The organism is Arthrobacter roseus (assembly GCF_016907875.1).
Taxonomy (GTDB): domain Bacteria; phylum Actinomycetota; class Actinomycetes; order Actinomycetales; family Micrococcaceae; genus Arthrobacter_J; species Arthrobacter_J roseus.
Map to the genome: position 1 here is coordinate 2,225,651 of NZ_JAFBCU010000001.1, position 19,614 is coordinate 2,245,264.

The 19,614-nt window shown below is 60.3% G+C and carries 17 protein-coding genes and 2 tRNA genes; 11 read left to right on the forward strand and 8 right to left on the reverse strand.

The features are described from left to right. Nucleotides 1-2 precede the first annotated feature (2 nt). The gene (locus JOE65_RS10795; RefSeq protein ID WP_205163199.1) at nt 3-962 is read right to left on the reverse strand and encodes a 2-hydroxyacid dehydrogenase; all 960 of its coding nucleotides are present in this window, start codon (nt 960-962) and stop codon (nt 3-5) included. Between the two features lie 94 nt (nt 963-1,056). Between JOE65_RS10795 and JOE65_RS10800 the strand changes: the two genes are divergently transcribed. Then, nucleotides 1,057-1,560: a hypothetical protein gene (locus tag JOE65_RS10800; RefSeq protein ID WP_205163201.1), complete on the forward strand. Its 504-nt coding sequence runs from the start codon at nt 1,057-1,059 to the stop codon at nt 1,558-1,560. A 120-nt stretch (nt 1,561-1,680) separates the two neighbouring features. Beyond that, nucleotides 1,681-1,756 (forward strand) — tRNA-Lys (locus tag JOE65_RS10805). A 124-nt stretch (nt 1,757-1,880) separates the two neighbouring features. Here JOE65_RS10805 and JOE65_RS10810 read toward each other — a convergent pair. Next, nucleotides 1,881-2,399, reverse strand: coding sequence for a MarR family winged helix-turn-helix transcriptional regulator (locus JOE65_RS10810; RefSeq protein WP_239537166.1), 519 nt, complete (start codon nt 2,397-2,399; stop codon nt 1,881-1,883). Between the two features lie 161 nt (nt 2,400-2,560). On the opposite strand from JOE65_RS10810, the gene bcp reads away from it, so the two are divergent. The 9 genes from bcp to JOE65_RS10855 all read left to right on the forward strand — a co-directional run bounded on the left by bcp (nt 2,561) and on the right by JOE65_RS10855 (nt 13,296). Further along, complete coding sequence (gene bcp, locus JOE65_RS10815) at nt 2,561-3,040, forward strand: thioredoxin-dependent thiol peroxidase (RefSeq protein WP_420827502.1); 480 nt, start codon at nt 2,561-2,563, stop codon at nt 3,038-3,040. A gap of 35 nt (nt 3,041-3,075) precedes the next feature. Further along, nucleotides 3,076-3,157, forward strand: a tRNA-Leu gene (locus JOE65_RS10820). 215 nt (nt 3,158-3,372) lie between these two features. After that, complete coding sequence (locus JOE65_RS10825) at nt 3,373-4,053, forward strand: fasciclin domain-containing protein (protein ID WP_205163207.1); 681 nt, start codon at nt 3,373-3,375, stop codon at nt 4,051-4,053. A 296-nt stretch (nt 4,054-4,349) separates the two neighbouring features. Continuing rightward, the gene (locus JOE65_RS10830; protein WP_205163209.1) at nt 4,350-5,960 is read left to right on the forward strand and encodes an ABC transporter substrate-binding protein; all 1,611 of its coding nucleotides are present in this window, start codon (nt 4,350-4,352) and stop codon (nt 5,958-5,960) included. 123 nt (nt 5,961-6,083) lie between these two features. Then, nucleotides 6,084-7,580, forward strand: coding sequence for a malate:quinone oxidoreductase (locus JOE65_RS10835; RefSeq protein WP_275587555.1), 1,497 nt, complete (start codon nt 6,084-6,086; stop codon nt 7,578-7,580). Between the two features lie 56 nt (nt 7,581-7,636). After that, nucleotides 7,637-10,714 carry an efflux RND transporter permease subunit gene (locus tag JOE65_RS10840; protein ID WP_205163211.1) on the forward strand — a complete coding sequence of 1,026 codons (3,078 nt, stop codon included), beginning with the start codon at nt 7,637-7,639 and terminating at the stop codon, nt 10,712-10,714. Between the two features lie 90 nt (nt 10,715-10,804). Continuing rightward, the gene (locus tag JOE65_RS10845; protein WP_205164163.1) at nt 10,805-11,911 is read left to right on the forward strand and encodes an LLM class flavin-dependent oxidoreductase; all 1,107 of its coding nucleotides are present in this window, start codon (nt 10,805-10,807) and stop codon (nt 11,909-11,911) included. After that, nucleotides 11,895-12,353: a MarR family winged helix-turn-helix transcriptional regulator gene (locus JOE65_RS10850; RefSeq protein WP_205163212.1), complete on the forward strand. Its 459-nt coding sequence runs from the start codon at nt 11,895-11,897 to the stop codon at nt 12,351-12,353. Before JOE65_RS10845 ends, JOE65_RS10850 begins: the two co-directional genes overlap by 17 nt. Nucleotides 12,354-12,357: 4 nt before the next feature. Beyond that, a complete protein-coding gene (locus JOE65_RS10855) occupies nt 12,358-13,296 on the forward strand; it encodes an oxidoreductase (RefSeq protein WP_205163213.1) in 939 nt (312 codons plus the stop codon). Here JOE65_RS10855 and JOE65_RS10860 read toward each other — a convergent pair. From JOE65_RS10860 to JOE65_RS10885, 6 genes are all read right to left on the reverse strand, one after another. Continuing rightward, a complete protein-coding gene (locus JOE65_RS10860) occupies nt 13,287-14,438 on the reverse strand; it encodes a cysteine desulfurase family protein (RefSeq protein ID WP_205163214.1) in 1,152 nt (383 codons plus the stop codon). The genes JOE65_RS10855 and JOE65_RS10860 overlap by 10 nt on opposite strands. Continuing rightward, nucleotides 14,435-15,316, reverse strand: coding sequence for a carboxylating nicotinate-nucleotide diphosphorylase (nadC, locus tag JOE65_RS10865; protein WP_205163215.1), 882 nt, complete (start codon nt 15,314-15,316; stop codon nt 14,435-14,437). Before nadC ends, JOE65_RS10860 begins: the two co-directional genes overlap by 4 nt. Next, entirely contained in the window at nt 15,313-16,929 is a 1,617-nt protein-coding gene (gene nadB / locus JOE65_RS10870) for an L-aspartate oxidase (RefSeq protein ID WP_205163216.1), read from the reverse strand. The genes nadC and nadB overlap by 4 nt, the downstream gene beginning before the upstream one ends. Beyond that, a complete protein-coding gene (gene nadA, locus JOE65_RS10875; protein WP_205163217.1) occupies nt 16,926-18,221 on the reverse strand; it encodes a quinolinate synthase NadA in 1,296 nt (431 codons plus the stop codon). Before nadA ends, nadB begins: the two co-directional genes overlap by 4 nt. Continuing rightward, on the reverse strand, nt 18,218-18,964 hold the full coding sequence (locus JOE65_RS10880; protein ID WP_205163218.1) for an NUDIX hydrolase: 747 nt from the start codon (nt 18,962-18,964) through the stop codon (nt 18,218-18,220). The genes nadA and JOE65_RS10880 overlap by 4 nt, the downstream gene beginning before the upstream one ends. 124 nt (nt 18,965-19,088) lie before the next feature. Next, nucleotides 19,089-19,568 (reverse strand): Lrp/AsnC family transcriptional regulator, encoded by a 480-nt coding sequence (locus JOE65_RS10885; RefSeq protein WP_205163219.1) that lies wholly within the window; start codon nt 19,566-19,568, stop codon nt 19,089-19,091. Nucleotides 19,569-19,614 lie beyond the last annotated feature (46 nt).

Sequence of the window (19,614 nt, forward strand, 5' to 3'; positions counted from 1 at the left end):
GCTCACACAGCGGGGAATGGGCCTGACTGCACAAGGTTCTCCGGGCTGCGGCCATTATTCAGCGCCTCAAGCTGTCTACGAAGCAGCGCACGAATCCGGGGATCAAAGGCTTCCGTGTTCCCTCCCGTATGAGGCGTAATGATGACGCCGTCGGCACCCCACAGCGGATGGTCCGCTGGTAAGGGTTCTGGATCAAACACATCGAGGGCCGCGCGCAATCGGCCCGCAACGACTTCGCGGGTTAGCGCCTCCGAATCCACCACACCGCCACGGGCAACGTTGACAACGAGGGCACCATCAGGCAGAGCACCCAGAACCTCGGCGCCGATCAGTTTGCGGGTGGCCTCCGTCAGAGGCGTGATGATGATGAGCACATCCGTCTGTTCCGCCAGCGCCACCAGGTCATCGGGTCCGTGAACTGTGCCGTCGTCGTCGTTCCTGGCTCTGCTGCCCACCCTGGCGAGCTCCACCTCGAACGGATCCAAGCGCCGGGCTATTTCGCGTCCAATACCGCCCACACCGATCAGCAGCACTCGTTTGTCCGCCAGTCCTGGATAGCGCCGGTGGTTCCACGCTGCCTGTCCCTGATCACGCACGGCATGTGCGATTCCACGTTGGGATGCCAGAACCAGTCCGACGGCGAGCTCAGCCGTTGCAGCCGCATGGACACCAGCAGCGCTGGCCAGACCAACGGCGGGCCCGATAATCTCCGGTAACCCCTCATATCCAGTGGACTGCGTCTGCACGAACTTCAACGCGTCGATCCGCGACAACGCCGGAGCGCAGTCCGCCCCGTTGGCATAGGGAAGTACGACGCCGTCGATCTCTCCAAGGCTCAATCCCACGGGAGCTGACTTCAGGTCCCACAGACCCAGCCGAACCTGACCGGCGTGGGGACTCAATGCCTCCAATAACTCTGGTGTGGGAACGGTAAGGGTCTGCACAATGCGCTCACGGGCCATACCCCACAGGCTACAGTCTATGGACACTGCACGTGCCACGTCGTAACGTCAGAAGCAACGCGGGAACCAGACCGCGCGAATGAAGGAGATTGTCATGGAATGGGTCATCGGATTCATCGTTATCGTTGCCATAGTCGCCGTCGTGTGGTGGCTCTTGAACCGGGACTCCAACCGTGCCGACAGCCCGGATTCACTGGACCATGCCCCTGGGACACTCCAGCACGGATTTTCCGACGTCGGCCAGCAGGTCCCCGTAACGTTCAGTAACCACGACGCGTCAACGCCCAGCGCAGGGCCAGGCCTTGGTGGCAAGGCGGCCATGGCACGCGACGAGGCTGCTGCCAGGCGCAGGACCGATGACACGGAACGGCCACATGCGTCAGGATCCAGCCGTGTGGACCATGAACCGGTCAACCCCAATGAGCCGTTCATCGAGGAAAACCCGACCGCAGACACCCCGGCGGGCCATCAGGACTCCGGCGTCGAGCCCGTGGCCGACAATGGGTCCGGAGACTGGGACATTGACGAATCCGAAACCGTCGTATCAAGACCCGGCGACGAGCACACAGCCGGATCTACCCACCGGCAGGACACCTAATCAGAATGTCACAGGACTCGTAGCTCGATTTTTCGTTTCACGAATCTTGCTGGTAATGTTTCATGTCGTTGCCAGTGACTGATTCGGCCGGAAACGACAGCTTCTAGCGCAACGCGGAACGCACCCCTAGCTCAACTGGCAGAGCAATTGACTCTTAATCAATGGGTTTCGGGTTCGAGTCCCGAGGGGTGCACCAAAGAAAAGCTCCGGTTGACCAACGGTCAATCGGAGCTTTTTCTGTCTCTGCTATTGCTACCTCGGTTTTCGTTTCCTGCGTGCAGCATGTGCCTGCACGCAGGAGGCCACTTCAAGGGTGCAAATTACTCCCCAACGGCAACCGGAAGCAAATCTGGTTCTGTCTCGCTGGGCCTCACCGCAATGATGTCTGCGACTGCCGGTTCCCCCGTAGTCTCCACGACATCCTTGACGCTCTGCTGAACGGCGAGTCCGCGGATGACGCTGAAGAGATGAGCTCGCAGCTCCTCCGATAATAGTTCATCACCCTCGACGATCGTTGTCTCGACGTCGTGTGCGCAGGTCAACGCCTCAGTGCCTGCAGCGGTGATCGACACCATGTGGCTTCGGCGATCCAGGTCATTCCGAACGCGCGATACGTGACCGTGATTTTCCAACCGTGCCAGAGTCTTGCCCATCGTTTGAGCCTGAACATGCACGTTCTGTGCGAGGCGTGCCTGGGTCATGGGGCCCTCGTCGGCAAGAACTCCAAGGCCAATGACACCCGCATGTGTGACGCCAATGGAGGACAAGCGTTCATTCCACGCATGTTCTACCAGACGCGCCGCTGTGGACAGTAGACGCCCTGTGGGCCATTGATCCATATTAGGCACTAAAAATCCCCTTACACATAACTGCCAGTCCGGCTCATCCGGGCCGACTCCCGAACCCTGCCATATATCATAACGCTGATAGCGTTGGAGGACTTCCGATTCATCGAAAAAGTTACATTCTTTGCCGAATAGCAACAGAAATGAGGACCACCGTGGACGCAGTCGACCATCGATTGTCCGTTGGAGATCCAGCGCCAAACTTCACTCTCAAAGATGCCAACGGCAAGGACGTGAGCCTCTCCGACTACAGGGGACGCCGCGTCGTCGTGTACTTCTACCCGGCCGCCGGCACACCCGGCTGCACCAAACAGGCCTGCGATTTCCAGGACAATCTCGAATCCTTATCAAGCCACGGATATCAGGTCTTGGGCATCTCCCCCGATGCACAGACCAAGCTGGCCCGCTTCGCTAAAAAGGAAGGTCTCGGCTTTCCGCTTCTGGCTGACCCGGAGCATACGGTCGCAGAATCTTTTGGCGCTTGGGGTGAGAAAAAGAACTACGGACGCGTTTACGAAGGACTGATCCGGTCGACGATTGTCATTGACAAAGATGGCGCAGTTGTCCTTGCGCAGTACAATGTCAAGGCCACCGGACATGTGGCGAAGCTGCGTCGGGACCTGAGTCTGGACTGACGTCCGGTACTCTTATATAGGTCCTTCTGGACTGCGCGCGAGTGGCGGAATTGGCAGACGCGCTGGATTTAGGTTCCAGTGTCTTCGGACGTGTGGGTTCAAGTCCCATCTCGCGTACAACATGTGCGTCAAGCAACACCCTGAGCCGCCCTGGTTTTGAACCGGGGCGGCTTTTTGCTGCCCGCCCCTTTCCGGCCTCGGCAGAAAGTTTTTAGATCCCACCCATCCATCTGATCACCCCGTCCGAATAGTCCATGAAACCTCGACACGGAAGGTTGAAATATCAAGGCAGGCACCGCCCGGTGCTGCAGACTAATCACCAGGAGAACCTCATGAATACCAAGCGCAAAAGTCTCAGCATCCTCGGCGTCGCAGCAGTCGCCATGCTCGGTCTCTCCGCATGCAGCAGTGGCACGGAATCAGAAGACACGTCATCTGAATCACCCGTGAGCAGCGAGATGGCCAGCGAGTCACCGAGCTCGGAGTCATCGGAGATGGCTGATCCCGCAGCTAACCTGGTTGGACCGGGCTGCGCGGATTACGCAGCACAGGTTCCCGAGGGCGACGGATCCGTATCCGGTATGGCCATGGATCCCGTAGCCACAGCAGCTTCGAACAACCCGATCCTGACCACCCTGACGGCGGCCGTTTCCGGTGAGGTCAACCCGGATGTGGATCTGGTTGACACCCTCAACAGTGGCGAGTTCACCGTCTTCGCTCCCACCGACGACGCCTTCAAGAAGATCGACGCCGCCACGATGGAGAAGCTCGGCACAGACGCTGACCTGCTCTCCGGCATCCTGACCTACCACGTCATCGAAGGTCAGCTCTCCCCCGATGAGATCGCCGGAACCCACACCACGGTCAACGGCGAAGAAGTAACTGTCAAGGGTGAAGGCGACATGATCACCGTCGGTTCCTCCGACGCCGCCCTCGTTTGTGGTGGCGTTCAGACTGCCAACGCAACGGTCTACATGATCGATTCGGTCCTGATGCCGCCGGCAGCAAAGTAAACCACCTGACTCCTCCCTCTACTGGGGATCAGGCACGGCAGGAGCGGGTACCCGGATGACGGGTACCCGCTCTTTGCCTGTCCGGATCGTTTCCACGCACAGATCGTTTCCACGCACAGGGAACGCGAATGTTTCTCCATTAGACTGGCCTCTTCCATCAACCAGTTCTGCTGCGGCCATGCCCGAGGAGTCACGTGCGAGCTCACCCAACAGGTCCCGGCCGGATACCTTCTGAACACAGACCCCATGCATGGTCTCTGGGCCTGAGGATCGCAGCCGCGGCCTCCGCACTTCTCATGACCGCATGCACCGGAACCGCCCCTCCTGAGCAACCGACTACAGATCCTGGCACGACGACGTCGTCCGCTGCCTCCGCTGAAGGCACCTTCATCTTCGGTACTGGCGCCGCCCCTGCTGGGCTTGATCCCGCTCTTGTGGCGGACGCCGAAACCTACCGCGTAACGCTGCAGGTCATGGAGGGCCTGGTGGGCGTCGACCCCATGACGTCCGCGCCCGCTCCGCTACTTGCCAAGAGCTGGACCGAGCTCAACGAAGGACGCTCGTACTCTTTCAAATTACGGGAAGACGTCACTTTTCATGACGGCACAGCGTTCAACGCCGCAGCGGTCTGCGCGAACTTTGACCGCTGGTACACCCTTCCACCAGAGGCTCGCAAAGCATCCTCGGCAACGCCGTTCAAGACGGTCTTCGGCGGCTTTGCGGACACCCCTGAAATCAGCAACTACGAGAAGTGCACCGCCAGTTCTGAATTCACGGTGCGGATAGACCTCAGTCACCGGTTCACAGGGTTCATTCCGGCAATGTCAATGCCCGGATTCGCCATTGCCTCACCCAAGGCGCTCAAGGAACTCTCAGCCGACAAGCCCGTATTTAAGCTTCAAGGCAGCAAGATCTCCCGGTACGCGCAGCAGCCCGTGGGCACGGGTCCGTACACCTTCACTAGCTGGAAGGATGACAAAGTCGTCCTCGATGCATACCCGGACTATTGGGGTCAGCAAGGTGATGTGCAGCACGTAGTCTTCCGCGCCATCCGCGATTCGAATGCCAGACTTCGGGCCCTGCAGGAAGGTGCGATCGACGGCTATGACATGATCAGCGTTTCGACCGTCGCCGAGCTCGCCCGCAGCGGCAAACAAATCCTGCAACGCGATCCCTACTCAGTGCTGTATCTGGGGATGAACCAGAAATTTCCGGGCCTGGAAGACAAAAAGATGCGTCAGGCCATCGCCCACGCCATTGACAAGGACGCTGTCCGCAATGGAGCTTTTCTGAACGGAACGAAGACCGCTGCCACCTTCATTCCACCAAAGCTCGCCATAGATGATGAGGGCCTCCCAACGTACAATCACGATCCGGAAAAAGCGCGAAGGCTCCTTGAAGAAGCCGGCTACAAGGGTGAGCCGCTGCCGTTCTACTACCCACGCAACGTGGCCAGACCGTACCTTCCCGCCCCGGAAAAGATTTACGCTGAGCTGAGCCGCCAGCTAACCGCCGTCGGGCTCAATATCCAGCCCGTCCCCATTGACTGGTCCGACGGCTATCTGGCCAGGGTGCAAGAGTCAGGTGACCGCGCTATTCATCTACTGGGGTGGAACGGCAGCTACCAGGATCCGGACAATTTTGTGGGCCCACTCTTCGGTTCCTACAGCGAGGAGTTCGGATTCAGCGACAGCCAGTTATTCAGCAAGATCGACCGGGCCCGGACGCTCCAGGACGGAGACGAACGGCAAACTGCCTACCAGGACATCAATGATCAGATTGCCAATGTCATCCCGGCAGTTCCGCTTGTCTTCCCCATTTCAGCCCTAGCGGTGTCGGAGCAGGTGCAGTCCTATCCGGTCAGCCCTGTCCTCCATGAAGTCTTCAACAAAATCGAACTTCGGTGACGTGGCCCACACGCCCCTTGCTTCCGCAGCGAAAACCCAGCTGAACCCGATACTGAGATTACCCATGCGATCGAGGGCGCGATAAGCTTTCGAAGCCAGCACCCTTGCGAGTGGAGATAGAAGTTGACTGCGAATATTGCGACGGACCACGCCGCTGAGAACGTTGATGTAGTACTAATTGGCGGCGGCATCATGAGTGCCACGCTGGGGACCTTCCTGAAGCAGTTGCAGCCCGATTGGAGCATCTCGCTTTTTGAGCGCCTGGATCAGGCTGGTCTGGAAAGCTCGGATCCGTGGAATAACGCAGGCACCGGCCATTCGGCTCTGTGTGAACTCAATTACACGCCCGCGGCCAAGGACGGTAGCGTCGATCCGGCCAAAGCGGTCAAGATCAACGAGCAGTTCCATGTATCCCGCCAGTTCTGGTCCCATCTCATCTCCAAAGGCCATATTGGGCCAGCACGTAACTTCATCAATCCTTTGCCACACATGAGTTTTGTCTGGGGCGATTGGCAAGCTGAGTACCTGCAACGCAGGTTTGAGGCGCTTCGCTCTCAGCCCCTGTTCAAGACCATTGAGCACTCGGAAGACCATGCGACCCTGGCCGACTGGACACCGTTGGTCATGAAGGACCGCGACCCATCCCAGCGCGTGGCCGGCTCACGAGTCGTCGGAGGAACCGACGTCGATTTTGGCGCACTGTCGCGGGAGCTCACCTCCTATCTCGGTACATCAGGCGTAGATCTGAACTTCGGTCATGACGTTGATGATCTGGAGCGCTCCTCCTCGGGCGGGTGGAACGTAAAAGTCAAGAATCGGGCCAGCGGTGAAAAGCGCACTGTCCATGCCAAGTTCGTCTTTGTCGGCGCTGGTGGTGGAGCGCTGCATCTGCTCCAGCGTTCGGGAATTCCCGAGGGCCGCGGCTTCGGCGGCTTCCCTGTCTCCGGCCAGTTTCTTCGGTGCACCAACCCGGACGTGGTTGACCAGCACAACGCCAAGGTCTATGGGCTGGCCGGCGTCGGTGCGCCGCCCATGTCAGTGCCTCACCTGGACACCCGTTTCGTCAATGGCGAGCGTTCTCTGCTGTTCGGTCCCTATGGCGGGTTCTCCACGAAGTTCCTCCGGAACGGATCCTTCCTCGACCTGCCGACGTCGGTTCGGCCATCGAACCTCGTTCCCATGCTGGCGGTAGCCAAGGATAATCTTGGCCTGGTCAAATATCTGGTGACGGAAGTCCTGAAGACCCGCAACGCAAAGAACGATGCGCTTCGGGCGTTCTTCCCGTCAGCCAACGCCGATCGCTGGGATCTGATCACTGCCGGTCAGCGTGTCCAGGTCATCAAGAAGGATGCCAAGAAGGGCGGAATTCTTCAGTTCGGCACGGAAGTCATCACCTCCGCTGATGGTTCCATAGGCGCACTGCTCGGTGCCTCTCCCGGAGCTTCAACGGCAGCACCAATCATGGTGGACCTCCTGAAGCGGTGTTTCCCGAAGCACATGGATGCTTGGGAGCCCAAGCTCCGGGAAATGATCCCTGGCTACGACGTCAAGCTCAATGAAAATGAGTCGCTGGCGGACGAGATTATTGCTCACACGGGTAAAGTGCTCAACCTTTCGTAGTTTTCCTGCGGGCCACACCAGTGTCCGGAGTCAGTCTTTTCCTGTGAGGCGGTCCGATGTTCAGACTGGCAAAGCTTTCGCTGGCCAACAGGGCACTTATTGCCTTGATCACCGTGTTTGCTGCTGTCTTTGGTGTGATCACCATGGGTTCGCTCAAACAGGAGCTCATCCCGTCTCTTGAGTTCCCGCAGATCACGGTCATTTCGGCTATGCCGGGGGCATCGCCTGAGGTGGTTGACAAGCAAGTCAGTGAGCCGCTCGAAAGTGCCCTCAACGCCGTCGAGGGACTCGAATCCTCGTCCAGTACGTCGCGGACAGGAATTTCCACTGTCAGCCTGACTTTTGCCTACGGTACTGATTTGGACCGCGCACGCGGCCAGGTGGATCGCGCCATTTCGACTGCTGAGCAGGCACTACCGGAAGATGTAGCCCCCAATGCTCTGGCTGGCAGCATCAGTGACCTTCCGATTGTCTTCATGGCGGTGTCCTCGGATCAGTCGCTGAGTGAGCTCAAAAGTGACCTCGAGCGGCTGACGATCCCCCGTCTTCAGAAGATCGACGGCGTCCGCAGCGCAGAGGTCACCGGTGGCACAACCCGTCATATCGCGGTGCTCCCAGATCAGGCTAAATTGACGGCTGCGGGCTTGACGACCCCGGACGTCCTTGATGCCCTGGAGAAGAATGGGTCCCTGATTCCGGTCGGCGTCCTGGACACTGGCGAGAAGGCGTTGACAATCCAGATCGGCAGCCCGATTGAGTCCCTCGATGATGTGCGTGCCCTTCCGCTGCCCGGTGAGAATGGACCGGTGCCGCTGGGCGAGCTGGCATCAGTCTCTCTTGAAAATGATGACCCAGCCTCCATCACCCGGACAAACGGCGAGGAGACCCTCGCGCTTTCGGTCACCAAAACCCCGGACGGCGACACCGTCACGATTTCGCATGAAGTGACGGACTTGCTGAACCAGCTCGAAGAAGAGTTGGGCAGCGGGGCCAACATCACTGTGGTCTTCGATCAGGCTCCCTTCATCGAGAAGTCCATCGAAGACCTGACCACGGAGGGTCTCTTGGGACTCGGGTTCGCCGTGTTGGTGATTTTGGTCTTCTTGATGTCAGTGCGCTCCACGATCGTGACTGCGATCTCCATTCCCCTGTCATTGCTCATAACGTTCATAGGCCTCTACACCGTTGGGTTCTCACTGAACATTCTCACGCTGGGCGCTCTGACGATTGCTATCGGCCGAGTGGTGGATGACTCCATTGTGGTGATCGAGAACATCAAGCGGCATTTGTCCTATGGAGAAGAAAAGGGCGCCGCTATTCTGACTGCTGTCAGAGAAGTCTCTGGCGCCATCACAGCCTCCACCCTGACTACTGTGGCCGTGTTCGCCCCCATTGCTTTCGTTGGGGACCTGGCCGGAGAACTTTTCCGCCCGTTCGCCCTCACAGTGACCATCGCGCTGCTGGCTTCACTCGCGGTTGCGTTGACCATCGTGCCCGTTCTTGCGTATTGGTTCCTACGCAGTAAGGGGCATGCCCATGCGGCTCCCTTATCGCGCGATGAGGCCGAGGAGCGGGAACAGCGTTCGCTGCTGCAGCGTGGGTATCTGCCCATTCTCCGCCGCACGCAGAAGCATCCGGTCTGGACACTGGTGGCTGGTGCTCTGGTGCTGATCGCTACAGTCGCGATGACCCCGCTCATGCAGACCAACCTGTTGGGCAATACCGGCCAGAACAGCATGAGTATCACTCAGACACTGGAGCCTGGTTCCAGCCTTGAGTACACCCTCGACGAGGCAAAAGCGACGGAGAAACTTCTCGGCTCAATAGAGGGCATCGAGGACGTGCAGCTGACTATCGGCAACTCCACGGACCTCATTGGCTCCTCGCTGGCGGCAGGTGCTTCAACGGCGTCGTTCACCGTCATCACCAATGCCGACTCTGATCAAGAGGCGCTGCAGAACAGAGTCCGGGAAAAGATTAAGGACAGCGGCGCCGCCGGAGACGTGCTCGTTTCAGCCAGTGGCGGCGGTTTTGGCATGAGCAGCACCATCGATGTCAACGTCAGCGCTCCCTCTTCGGACATTCTGCGCAAGGCTTCGGATCAGATGCTGAACCAGATGGAAGGTCTCCCTGGTGCCAGTGAAGTCTCGAGCAACCTTGCTGAGGGTCAACCGCTGGTCCAAATCCGGGTGGACCGCAAGAAGGCCGTTGCGGCCGGGCTCAATGAAGAGCAGATCTCGTCCTTGACTGCTAGTACTCTCAGCCCCATTCCCGCAGGTACGCTGCGACTCGAGGTCACCGACTACCCCGTGCTCGTGGGCAAGGGCGTGGAGCCGGACAGCCTGGAGCAGTTGAAGGCATTGACCCTACCGACCCCGGCCGGACCGGTGCCGCTGACGGACGTTGCTGAAGTGGAGCAGGTCTCTGTTCCGTTGTCGATCACCAGTGCCAACGGAGAGCGCACGGCTAGAATTTCGATCACCCCGGCAGAAGATGATCTAGGCAGTCTCAGTTCCGCGGTTGCGGAGCGGGTCGAGACGTTGGATCTTCCGCCTGGAGCAACAGCTGAGGTTGGCGGTGCAGCGGAGCAGCAGGCTGATTCGTTCGGGCAGCTTTACCTAGCGTTACTGGCCGCCGTCGCCATTGTCTACGTCATCATGGTCGCAACATTCAAGTCCCTGCTGCAACCGTTGATTCTGTTGGTTTCTGTTCCATTTGCGGCGACTGGGGCTATCGCGCTGTTGGTCATCACGCAGGTTCCGCTGGGACTGCCATCGCTGATTGGCATGCTGATGCTGGTGGGCATTGTGGTGACGAATGCAATTGTTCTGATCGACTTGATCAACCAGTACAGACAGCCTCACGATGGCGTGGGGGCCATGACCGTCGCGGAAGCCGTGGAACGAGGTGCACGTCAAAGATTGCGTCCCATCCTCATGACGGCGCTGGCCACCGTTTTCGCCCTGGTCCCGATGGCTCTGGGCTTGACCGGTGAGGGCGGCTTTATTTCCCAGCCACTGGCCATTGTGGTCATTGGCGGCTTGGTCTCCTCGACTGCTCTTACCCTGGTTCTGGTTCCCGTGTTGTACCGGTTACTGGAGGGTCGTCGTGAGCGCAGGCAGAACGCTGCCTGAGTCGATGCCCGGTTCAGGGAACAATCCCGGCGATCCTACTGTTTCTCCAGAGGTATAGATGCAAATGCATGTAAATCAGGAGGCATGGCCATGCAGATAGGTATTTTCAGCGTAGGAGATGTCACAACAGATCCCACGACGAACCAGACACCGACAGAACATGAGCGCATCAAGGCAATGGTCACCATTGCACGGCACGCCGAAGCGGTTGGTCTCGATGTCTTTGCAACCGGCGAACATCACAATCCCCCGTTCGTTCCCAGCTCCCCGACCACCATGCTCGGGTACATAGCGGCGCAGACAGAGCGGATCATTCTGTCCACATCGACGACGCTGATCACCACCAACGACCCCGTGAAGATCGCCGAAGACTTCGCGATGCTCCAGCACCTCTCGGATGGACGCACCGACATCATTCTTGGACGGGGCAATACCGCTCCCGTCTACCCATGGTTCGGCCGCAAAATGCAGGACAGCGTTGACCTGACGATTGAAAACTACAACCTGCTCCGACGCCTCTGGGATGAGGACACCGTGGACTGGCAGGGACAATTCAGAACACCGTTGCAGAACTTTACCTCCACTCCCCGCCCCCTGGACGGGATTGCACCGTTTGTCTGGCACGGCTCCATCCGGACGCCGCAGGTTGCAGAAATCGCTGCCTACTACGGCGATGGATTCTTCGCCAACAACATTTTTTGGCCAAAAGAGCATTACCAACAGCTCATTGAGCTATACCGCAGCCGCTACGCCCACTACGGACACGGAACTGCCGAACAGGCCATCGTTGGTCTGGGAGGGCAATTCTTCATGCGACGCAACTCTCAGGACGCCGTCCGCGAGTTCCGTCCGTACTTCGACAACGCGCCGGTGTACGGACACGGTCCGTCCATGGAAGAATTCACTTCGCAGACGCCGTTGACCGTTGGCAGCCCTCAGGAAATCATTGAAAAGACGCTGACCTTCCGCGAGTACTTCGGCGACTACCAGCGGCAACTCTTCCTGGTGGACCATGCGGGCTTGCCGCTGAAGACCGTCCTTGAGCAATTGGACCTATTCGGCGAAGAAGTCCTCCCCGTCCTGCGCAAGGAGTTCGCCAACAGAACGCCTGCTCATGTGCCGGCAAGCCCCACCCATGACAACCGCAAGGCCGCGCGGGCAGCGGCAGAAAGCAGCAACGATGCCAGCACACACTGAACACGATGCCCACTTGAGCACCGACACGTGGGAGTCGCTGTTCCGGACTCAGGTGTCCGTCATGCGTCAACTACAAAGTGACCCAGACTTCAAGCAACTCACCATGCGCGAGTACGACGTGATGTTCAACCTGACCCGATGCCCTACCGGCTGGACGCGGCTGAAAGACCTGAACGAGCACCTACTCCTGAGTCAACCCAGTCTCAGCCGGATGCTGGACCGGCTCGAAGCTCGTGGGCTTGTTATGCGTCGGGCGGCGGCCTCTGACCATCGCGGCGTTGAGCTCTCCCTGACGGATGCGGGCCGGGCGCTTCAGCGCTCCATGGGCCGAGTGCACGTCAAGCGGATCCGAAGCCTACTCGAACCCGCGCTGACATCGGAAGAGCTCCGGGAGCTGCAGCGACTCACGGACAAGTTGCGACGCAGCGTCGATGGAGCCTGAGCATATGCGTCCCAGCCAGACGAATAGACCCCACCTTGATCTTCCCCCGATCACATGGACTCCGATCCCCAGTATTTCCGGCCGTCGTGTCATCGTCACCGGTGCAAATAGTGGAATCGGTCTCCAGACCTCCTTGGCGTTGGCTGGTTCTGGTGCAGTGGTCACGATGGCCTGCAGGAACCCGGATAAGGCAGAGACCGCACTGCGCATGGTTCAGGAACGAACCGGAAACCAGACCTGCAACACGGTCGCGTTGGACCTCTCCAGCCTGGAGAGTATCCGTAACTTCGCCGGGCGTGTGAAACAACCGGTGGACGTCTTGATCAACAACGCTGGAGTGATGGCGCCGCCACTTAGCCGAACACACGACGGCTTCGAGATGCAGTTTGGGGTGAACCATCTGGGCCACTTCGCGCTGACCGGGCTTTTGATGGACCAGCTCCGTGCCGGTTCGGTGCCGCGAGTGGTCACCCTGTCCAGCATTGCGCACCGCCGCGGGAAGATCCGCTTCGAGGACCTCAACTCTGAGAAAGGCTATCGTCGGTGGCGGGCGTATTCCCAGAGCAAGCTGGCAAACCTGTATTTCGCTACAGAGCTTGAGCGCTGGCTGCGCACAAAGGGTACGGACGTCATCTCGATCGCGGCTCACCCGGGAGTCTCGGGAACGAACCTCACCAAACGTGGCGGTCACCGAGGAGCCTTGGACCTGCTCGGAGGAGTATTCGCGGCCATGGGTCAGCCCGCCGCAGCAGCGTGCTTGCCCACGCTCTACGCCGCTACAGGCGCAGATGTTCAGGGAGGCGACTACTACGGCCCCAGCGGACCCGGCGAACTTCGCGGCACAGCAACTCTGGTTGCACCCTCACCGGCTGTGCTGGATGAAGAAATTGCTCACCGGTTGTGGAAGCGGAGCGAAGAGCTGACCGGCGTCAACTACTGCTGAGGCAACCCCAACCGTTTGACGGCGGCCACTGCCTGTCCCACGGCCCGTGCGGCCCGCGACATCTCCTTTTCCCGCATCCCAGAGTCGAACGTCAGTCTGACCGCAGTCTGGGCAACGTCACGGCTGAACCCCATGGCCGTGAGTACTGTGGATGGCTCATCAGAGCCAGCCGCGCAGGCGGATCCACTGGAGCAGACGACGCCGGCTCGGTCCAGCTCGAGCAGGACCGATTCCCCGCTGGTACCGGGGAAACAGAACGATGCGTGCGCGGGCAGGCGCAACGAACGATGCCCCGTGAGGATCGCCTCGGGTACATCACGCTGCACGGTTTCGATGAGATGGTCGCGAAGTACCACCGCGGTCTCCACTGCGGATGCACGGTCAGCCTCCGCCAGTTTCAGAACAGTGCCGACGGCAACGGCACCCGCCACATTCTCCGTTCCTGAACGTTTCCCCCGCTGCTGTCCGCCGCCGTGGATCTGCGGTTGCAACCGACGTCGGCCCTTGACATACAGCAAACCGCAGCCTTTCGGGGCCCCGAGTTTGTGCCCGGAAATCGAGAGCGAATCGATTCCGAGGGCAGCGACATCAAGTGGCAGCCAGCCAGCAGCCTGGACAGCGTCCGTGTGAAACGGCACATCGTACTCGGCACAGATCCGCGCGAGCTCGGCGACTGGTTGGATGGTGCCTACCTCATTATTGGCGTACATGATGCTGCACAGTGTTGTCTGTGGGGTCAGCGCTGCCTCAAGGTCCGCAGGAGCCACCAGTCCATCCTCATCAACGGGCAGGACCGAGATGTGGAACCCGTGGTGCTCCCGCAGGTAATCGATGCTCTCCAGCACCGACGGATGCTCAACAGCCGACGTCACCAAGTGCTTTCCGGCGGGTCGGGCCAGCGCCATTCCCTTAATGGCCAGATTGTTTGCCTCGGTACCGCCGGAGGTGAACACCAGCTCTCCCGGACGGCACCCCAGGACCTGGGCCGCCGTCGTCCGCGCGTACTCAGCTGCACGTGCTGCGGATTCCCCCAGCGAATGTGAACTCGCGGGATTGCCGAAGTCGCCCGTCATCAGCGGCCAAATGGCCTCAAGGACTGCCTTGCGGGGCGGGGATGTTGCCGCGGCATCGAGATAGATCATGGGATGGCCGGGGTGCGGATTTCGATATCGAGGCCAAGGTCCAGCGCTGGAGCACTATGCGTCAGCGCGCCCGAGGAGATGACGTCGACGCCGGTTCGCGCAATCGCGCCAACGGTCTCCAGGCGGACGTTGCCACTGGCTTCGACGATCGCGCGGCCATCGATGAGGTCCACGCCCTTGACCAGGTCATCGAGGGAGAAGTTATCCAACATGATCGTGTCTACGCCTGCTGCCAGGACAGGTTCCACCTGATCGAGCCGGTCCACCTCTACCTCAAAGTGGACGGTGTGTGGCAGGCGCCCTCTGGCCGCTATAAGCTCCTGCGTCAGATCCCCTCCACCGGCGGTCAGGATCGCCAAGTGGTTGTCCTTGGCCATCACGGCATCGGAAAGACTGAACCTGTGATTGTGACCGCCACCGCAGCGCACAGCGAAACGTTCCAGGACGCGCAAACCGGGGGTCGTCTTGCGCGTATCAACAATCCTGGCTGCGGTGCCTTCTATAGCAGCGACGAACTCAGCGGTGAGCGTGGCGATACCGCTGAGCCGCTGGGCCAGATTGAGCGCAATGCGCTCGGCCCGCAGGATGGCGCGTGCGTCTCCGCTGATCACCGCCAGCTCGGCGCCCGAGGCGAACCTGTCGCCGTCGTTCACCAGAAACTCCACCTGTACCTCTGGGTGAACCAACGCCAGGGAGGTGCGGATCACGGCTTCACCACAGAAGATGCCCGCCTCCCGCGCCCTCAATCTGGCCGTAGCCTGTGCGCCGATCGGGATGAGCGTCTCGGAGGTGATGTCACCCCATGGTGAGTCCTCCGCGAGCGCCGATTCGACGATGCGCCGGACGGTCACGGAGTCGGGTTGCTGGAGGTGGTTCATGCAGAGGTCCTCGCGTAGAGTCGGCTGGTTTCGGTTTCGGTGGTGTCCGTAGTCGGTGCTAGGGGGAAGTCGGTTCGGTAGTGGGCTCCGAGGGATTCTCTACGGTTTGCGGCCGCGGCAACCAGGAGGCGGGCAGTTATCAGCAGGTTTTCGTCCTCGTAGTCGGTGACGTGTCTGGTGCCGTGGTGGAGGCTGGACCAGGTGGCAAGCTGTTTGGATGCTGTTCTGAGGCCGGCGCTGTCCCGGATCACGCCTGCCTTCTCCCACATCAGACGCTGTAGTTCTGCACGGGTGAACGGCTCGGTTGCGGCCGTGGGGAGTTCGCGGAGGCCGACGTCGGCTAGCGGCCAGACGCCTGTCATGGGGGCGCCAGCAGCACTGCCAAGACCACCCGAAGTGCCCGCGGCCATGGCCGTGATGGCGCGCTCGGCGAAGACTAGGCCCTCCAGTAGCGAGTTTGAGGCAAGACGATTCGCGCCGTGAACTCCGGTGCAGGCAGTCTCCCCCACGGCGTAGAGCCCTTCCAGCGAGGTGCGCCCAAACAGGTCGGTGCGTACGCCGCCCATCCAGTAGTGCGCGGCAGGCACTACTGGAATTGGCTCCGACGTCCAGTCAAAGCCATGATCCGAGGTGAGCCTGGCCAGCGTGGGGAATCTTTCCGCGAGGTACTCGGGGCGGCCTCGGTCAAGTGCGCGTGCGTCGAGGAAGACGTTGCGTTCTCCGGTCCGTTGGAGGTGACGCATGATGGATCGTGAGACGACGTCGCGTGGTGCAAGCTCCGCGTCAGGGTGGTAGCCGGTCATGAACCGTTCGCCGGCCGCGTCAAGGAGAACAGCTCCCTCCCCGCGCAGTGCTTCAGAGATCAGGGGGTTGCCGGGCACATCGAGCGACGTCGGGTGGAACTGGAAGAATTCCAGGTCCGTCAGGGCGGCGCCCGCCCGCCAGGCGATAGCAACGCCGTCGGCTGTGGCTACGTCCGGATTCGTGTTGTGTTCATACAGTTGGCCGGCCCCGCCCGTCGCGAGCACAACGGCGTCGGCCGCGAGATGCTGTTCCGATCCCCCCATCAGAACGGTTGCACCAGTAACTTTTCCTTGCCTCACGACGACGTCGATAAGGAACGCATCATCGAGAACGGTGATGCGGGGTTCAGCGAGGACGGCGTCAATCAATGCAGAAGCTATGCCTTTTCCGGTGGCGTCGCCACCGCAATGCAGGATCCGCGGCGCTGAATGGGCTGCTTCCCTGGTGAGGCAGAGGCGGCCGTCGGCTTCCCGGTCCAGCCGAACACCTTCAGTGAGCAGCGACTGGATACGCGCCGCGGCGTCGCTGCAGAGTGCATCTACTGCCTCGGTGTTCGCCGTTGATGCCCCGGCCCGAACGGTGTCATCGCTGTGCGCCTGCCAGCTATCCCCCGTGGCGCATTGCCCCTGGGGAAGGACTGCTGCTATTCCGCCCTGGGCGTGCCAGGTGTTGCTCTGCTGCAACGACGATTTGGTGACCAGCGTGATCGCCGTGCTCGGAAGCATGCGGACAGCACACAGGGCAGCGTGGAGACCCGCAATCCCGGTACCGGCGATCAGAAGGTCCTCCGGGTGACCCGCTGGGTTCATGGCTTCGCCGCCAACATCCGTTCCAGTGCCGTTCGTGCAGGACCGGCTACGGCATCCGGGACCTTGATCTGGTTGAGGACTTCTCCACGAACCAGTCCTTCCAGAACCCACGCGAGGTAGCCAGGGTGGATGCGGTACATAGTGGAGCACGGGCAGATGACTGGATCTAGACAGAAGATGGTGTGTTCGGGATGTTCGGCAGCAAGACGGTTGACCATGTTGATTTCGGTGCCCACCGCAAAGGTGGTTCCGGGCGCTGCTGCTGCAATAGCTTTGCGGATGTAGTCGGTACTACCGGATTCATCGGCGGCATCCACCACGGGCATGGGGCACTCGGGGTGCACAATGACACGGACATCCGGGAAGTCCTTGCGCGCCTTCTCGATCTGGGCCACTGTGAAGCGCTTGTGAACGGAGCAGAAGCCATGCCAGAGAATGACGCGGGAATCCTGCAGGCCCTCTTCTGAGTTGCCACCCAGCGCCTTCCGCGGATTCCACATGGGCATCTGTTCCAGCGGCACGCCCATGGCCTTGGCTGTGTTGCGGCCCAGATGCTGATCAGGGAAGAACAGGACGCGCTGTCCGCGCTCGAAGGCCCATTCAAGGACCGTTGAGGCGTTGGACGAGGTACATACTATTCCGCCGTGTTCGCCGCAGAAACCCTTGAGCGCGGCGGAGGAGTTCATGTATGTCACGGGTATGACCGGCACACGGCCATCCGCATCGGGCTCAGTGCCAAAGACGTCTTCGAGTTGCTCCCAGCATTCGGTTACAGAATCTATGTCCGCCATGTCCGCCATGGAGCAACCCGCAGCCAGATTGGGCAGGATGACCGCCTGGTCTTCCTGTGATAGCAGGTCCGCGGTCTCAGCCATGAAGTGCACCCCGCAGAAGACGATTGCCTCGGCCTCGGTGCGCTCGGTCGCGGCACGGGCGAGCTGGAAGGAGTCCCCCACGAAATCTGCGTAACGGACCACTTCATCACGCTGGTAGAAGTGGCCGAGCATGACCACCCTGTCCCCGAGCGCTTCCTTCGCCGCCATGATGCGGTGGTGGAGTTCGTCGTCGTGCGCGTCCCGGTACTCCTGAGGGAGGCTCCCCTGTCTGGGGGTGGTCGAGGGAATGGCATCCGCCACCGACGCCCCCGGACCATAGGACGGCGCACCGTCGTCGAAGTTCCAGGGAGCCGAGGCTAGCTCGGGGCTACAGGTTCCGGCTGATGCCCGGCTCTCAAGGTTTTGTTCTGCTTCTTGACGTGTGATCAGCTGCACGGCGGTGTTGACGCTGCTCATGAGTTGCTCCGATGTTCGCTTTCGGTGGTGGATGGAACGGAATTCGTGTCAGAGGGTGTTTCTGCGGGGTCACTGCCGGTATAGCGGTACAGGCGCGGCGGTCGGTGTCGACCGCCTTGAAGGAACTCGTCCGTGGGTTCGATATCTACTGTGGCGCGGAGCTGCCGGCGAAAGTTTGCCGGATCCAGCGGCCGGTTCAGGACTGCCTCATACACTTCCCGCACCTGTGCCAGCGTGAACGTGGGGCCAAGGAAGTTATACGCTATTGAGCCGTACTCCATTTTGTTGCGTAGCCGCCACAATGCATAGCGGACAATCTCGTTGTGATCGAACGCCAGCTCGTCCAGATCATCTGCTCTAAACCACCGCACGTTCTCGGATTCTTGCGCCAGAGCGGCGATGTCCTGCTGAAGCAGCGCCCAGTAGACGATGGAGACCAGCCGCTGCCCCGGTGAGCGGTCAAGACCCCCAAAGGCGTAGAGCTGTTCGAGATACCGTGGAGAGAGACCTGTGGTGTCCGCGAGATTCCGCGCCGCTGCATCTGAGAGCGACTCGTCGTGGCCCAGGGGCCCGCCCGGCAACGCCCACATCTTCAGGTGCGGCTGGCGTACACGGCGGACCAGCGGGAGCCACAAAGTGGGCCTTCCTGAACCGGTGCTGGGACGCAGCGCGAAGATCACCGTGGAGATCGCCAGGCCAGGAGTAGCCTGGCGGCGCTCCGAGACGTTGGCGCTGGTGAACACGGGAACCCTGTCGAAGGAGGGACGGCGCTTTCACGCCGCTAGTAACGGTCAGTATGACCATAACTCACTTTTGGGACTATTCGTTAATCTAAAAACATAGCGGCTTGTTCACCGCACCCCGTCTCTACCGAGGGTCCAGACCCGCCGCCGCCTGAGTCAGTGGAAGAGTGCGTCCATCAAAATGGGTATTGAGAACAATGACAGTAGAGGACCGCACAATGGTGTCGGTGGCAATAATGGAGTCAATGACCCGCTGAAGGTCTGAATTGGACCGCGCTGCCACCCGCGCCATCAGGTCACTTTCTCCGGACACCGTATGGATTTCTTGAATCTCAGGGATCTTCTCCAGCGCCTCGGCGACGGCGTCGTGCCCCTTGTCTTGGCGGATGGCCAGAGCGCAGTAGGCCACCACGTTGTATCCAAGCGCCACCGGATCCACGCGAGGCCCCCACCCGGAAATGACGCCAGACCTCTGCATGCGGTCAAGGCGCGACTGCACCGTGGCCCGGGCAACTTTCAATAAGCGTGAGGCTTCAAGAACGCTCATCCGGGGGTCATCGGTGAAAAGCGTGATGATGCGTGCATCGAGCTGGTCGATCTCCATGGTCCTCCTCGAGGGAACAGACACCTAGCCGGTTCCACGTAAGTCA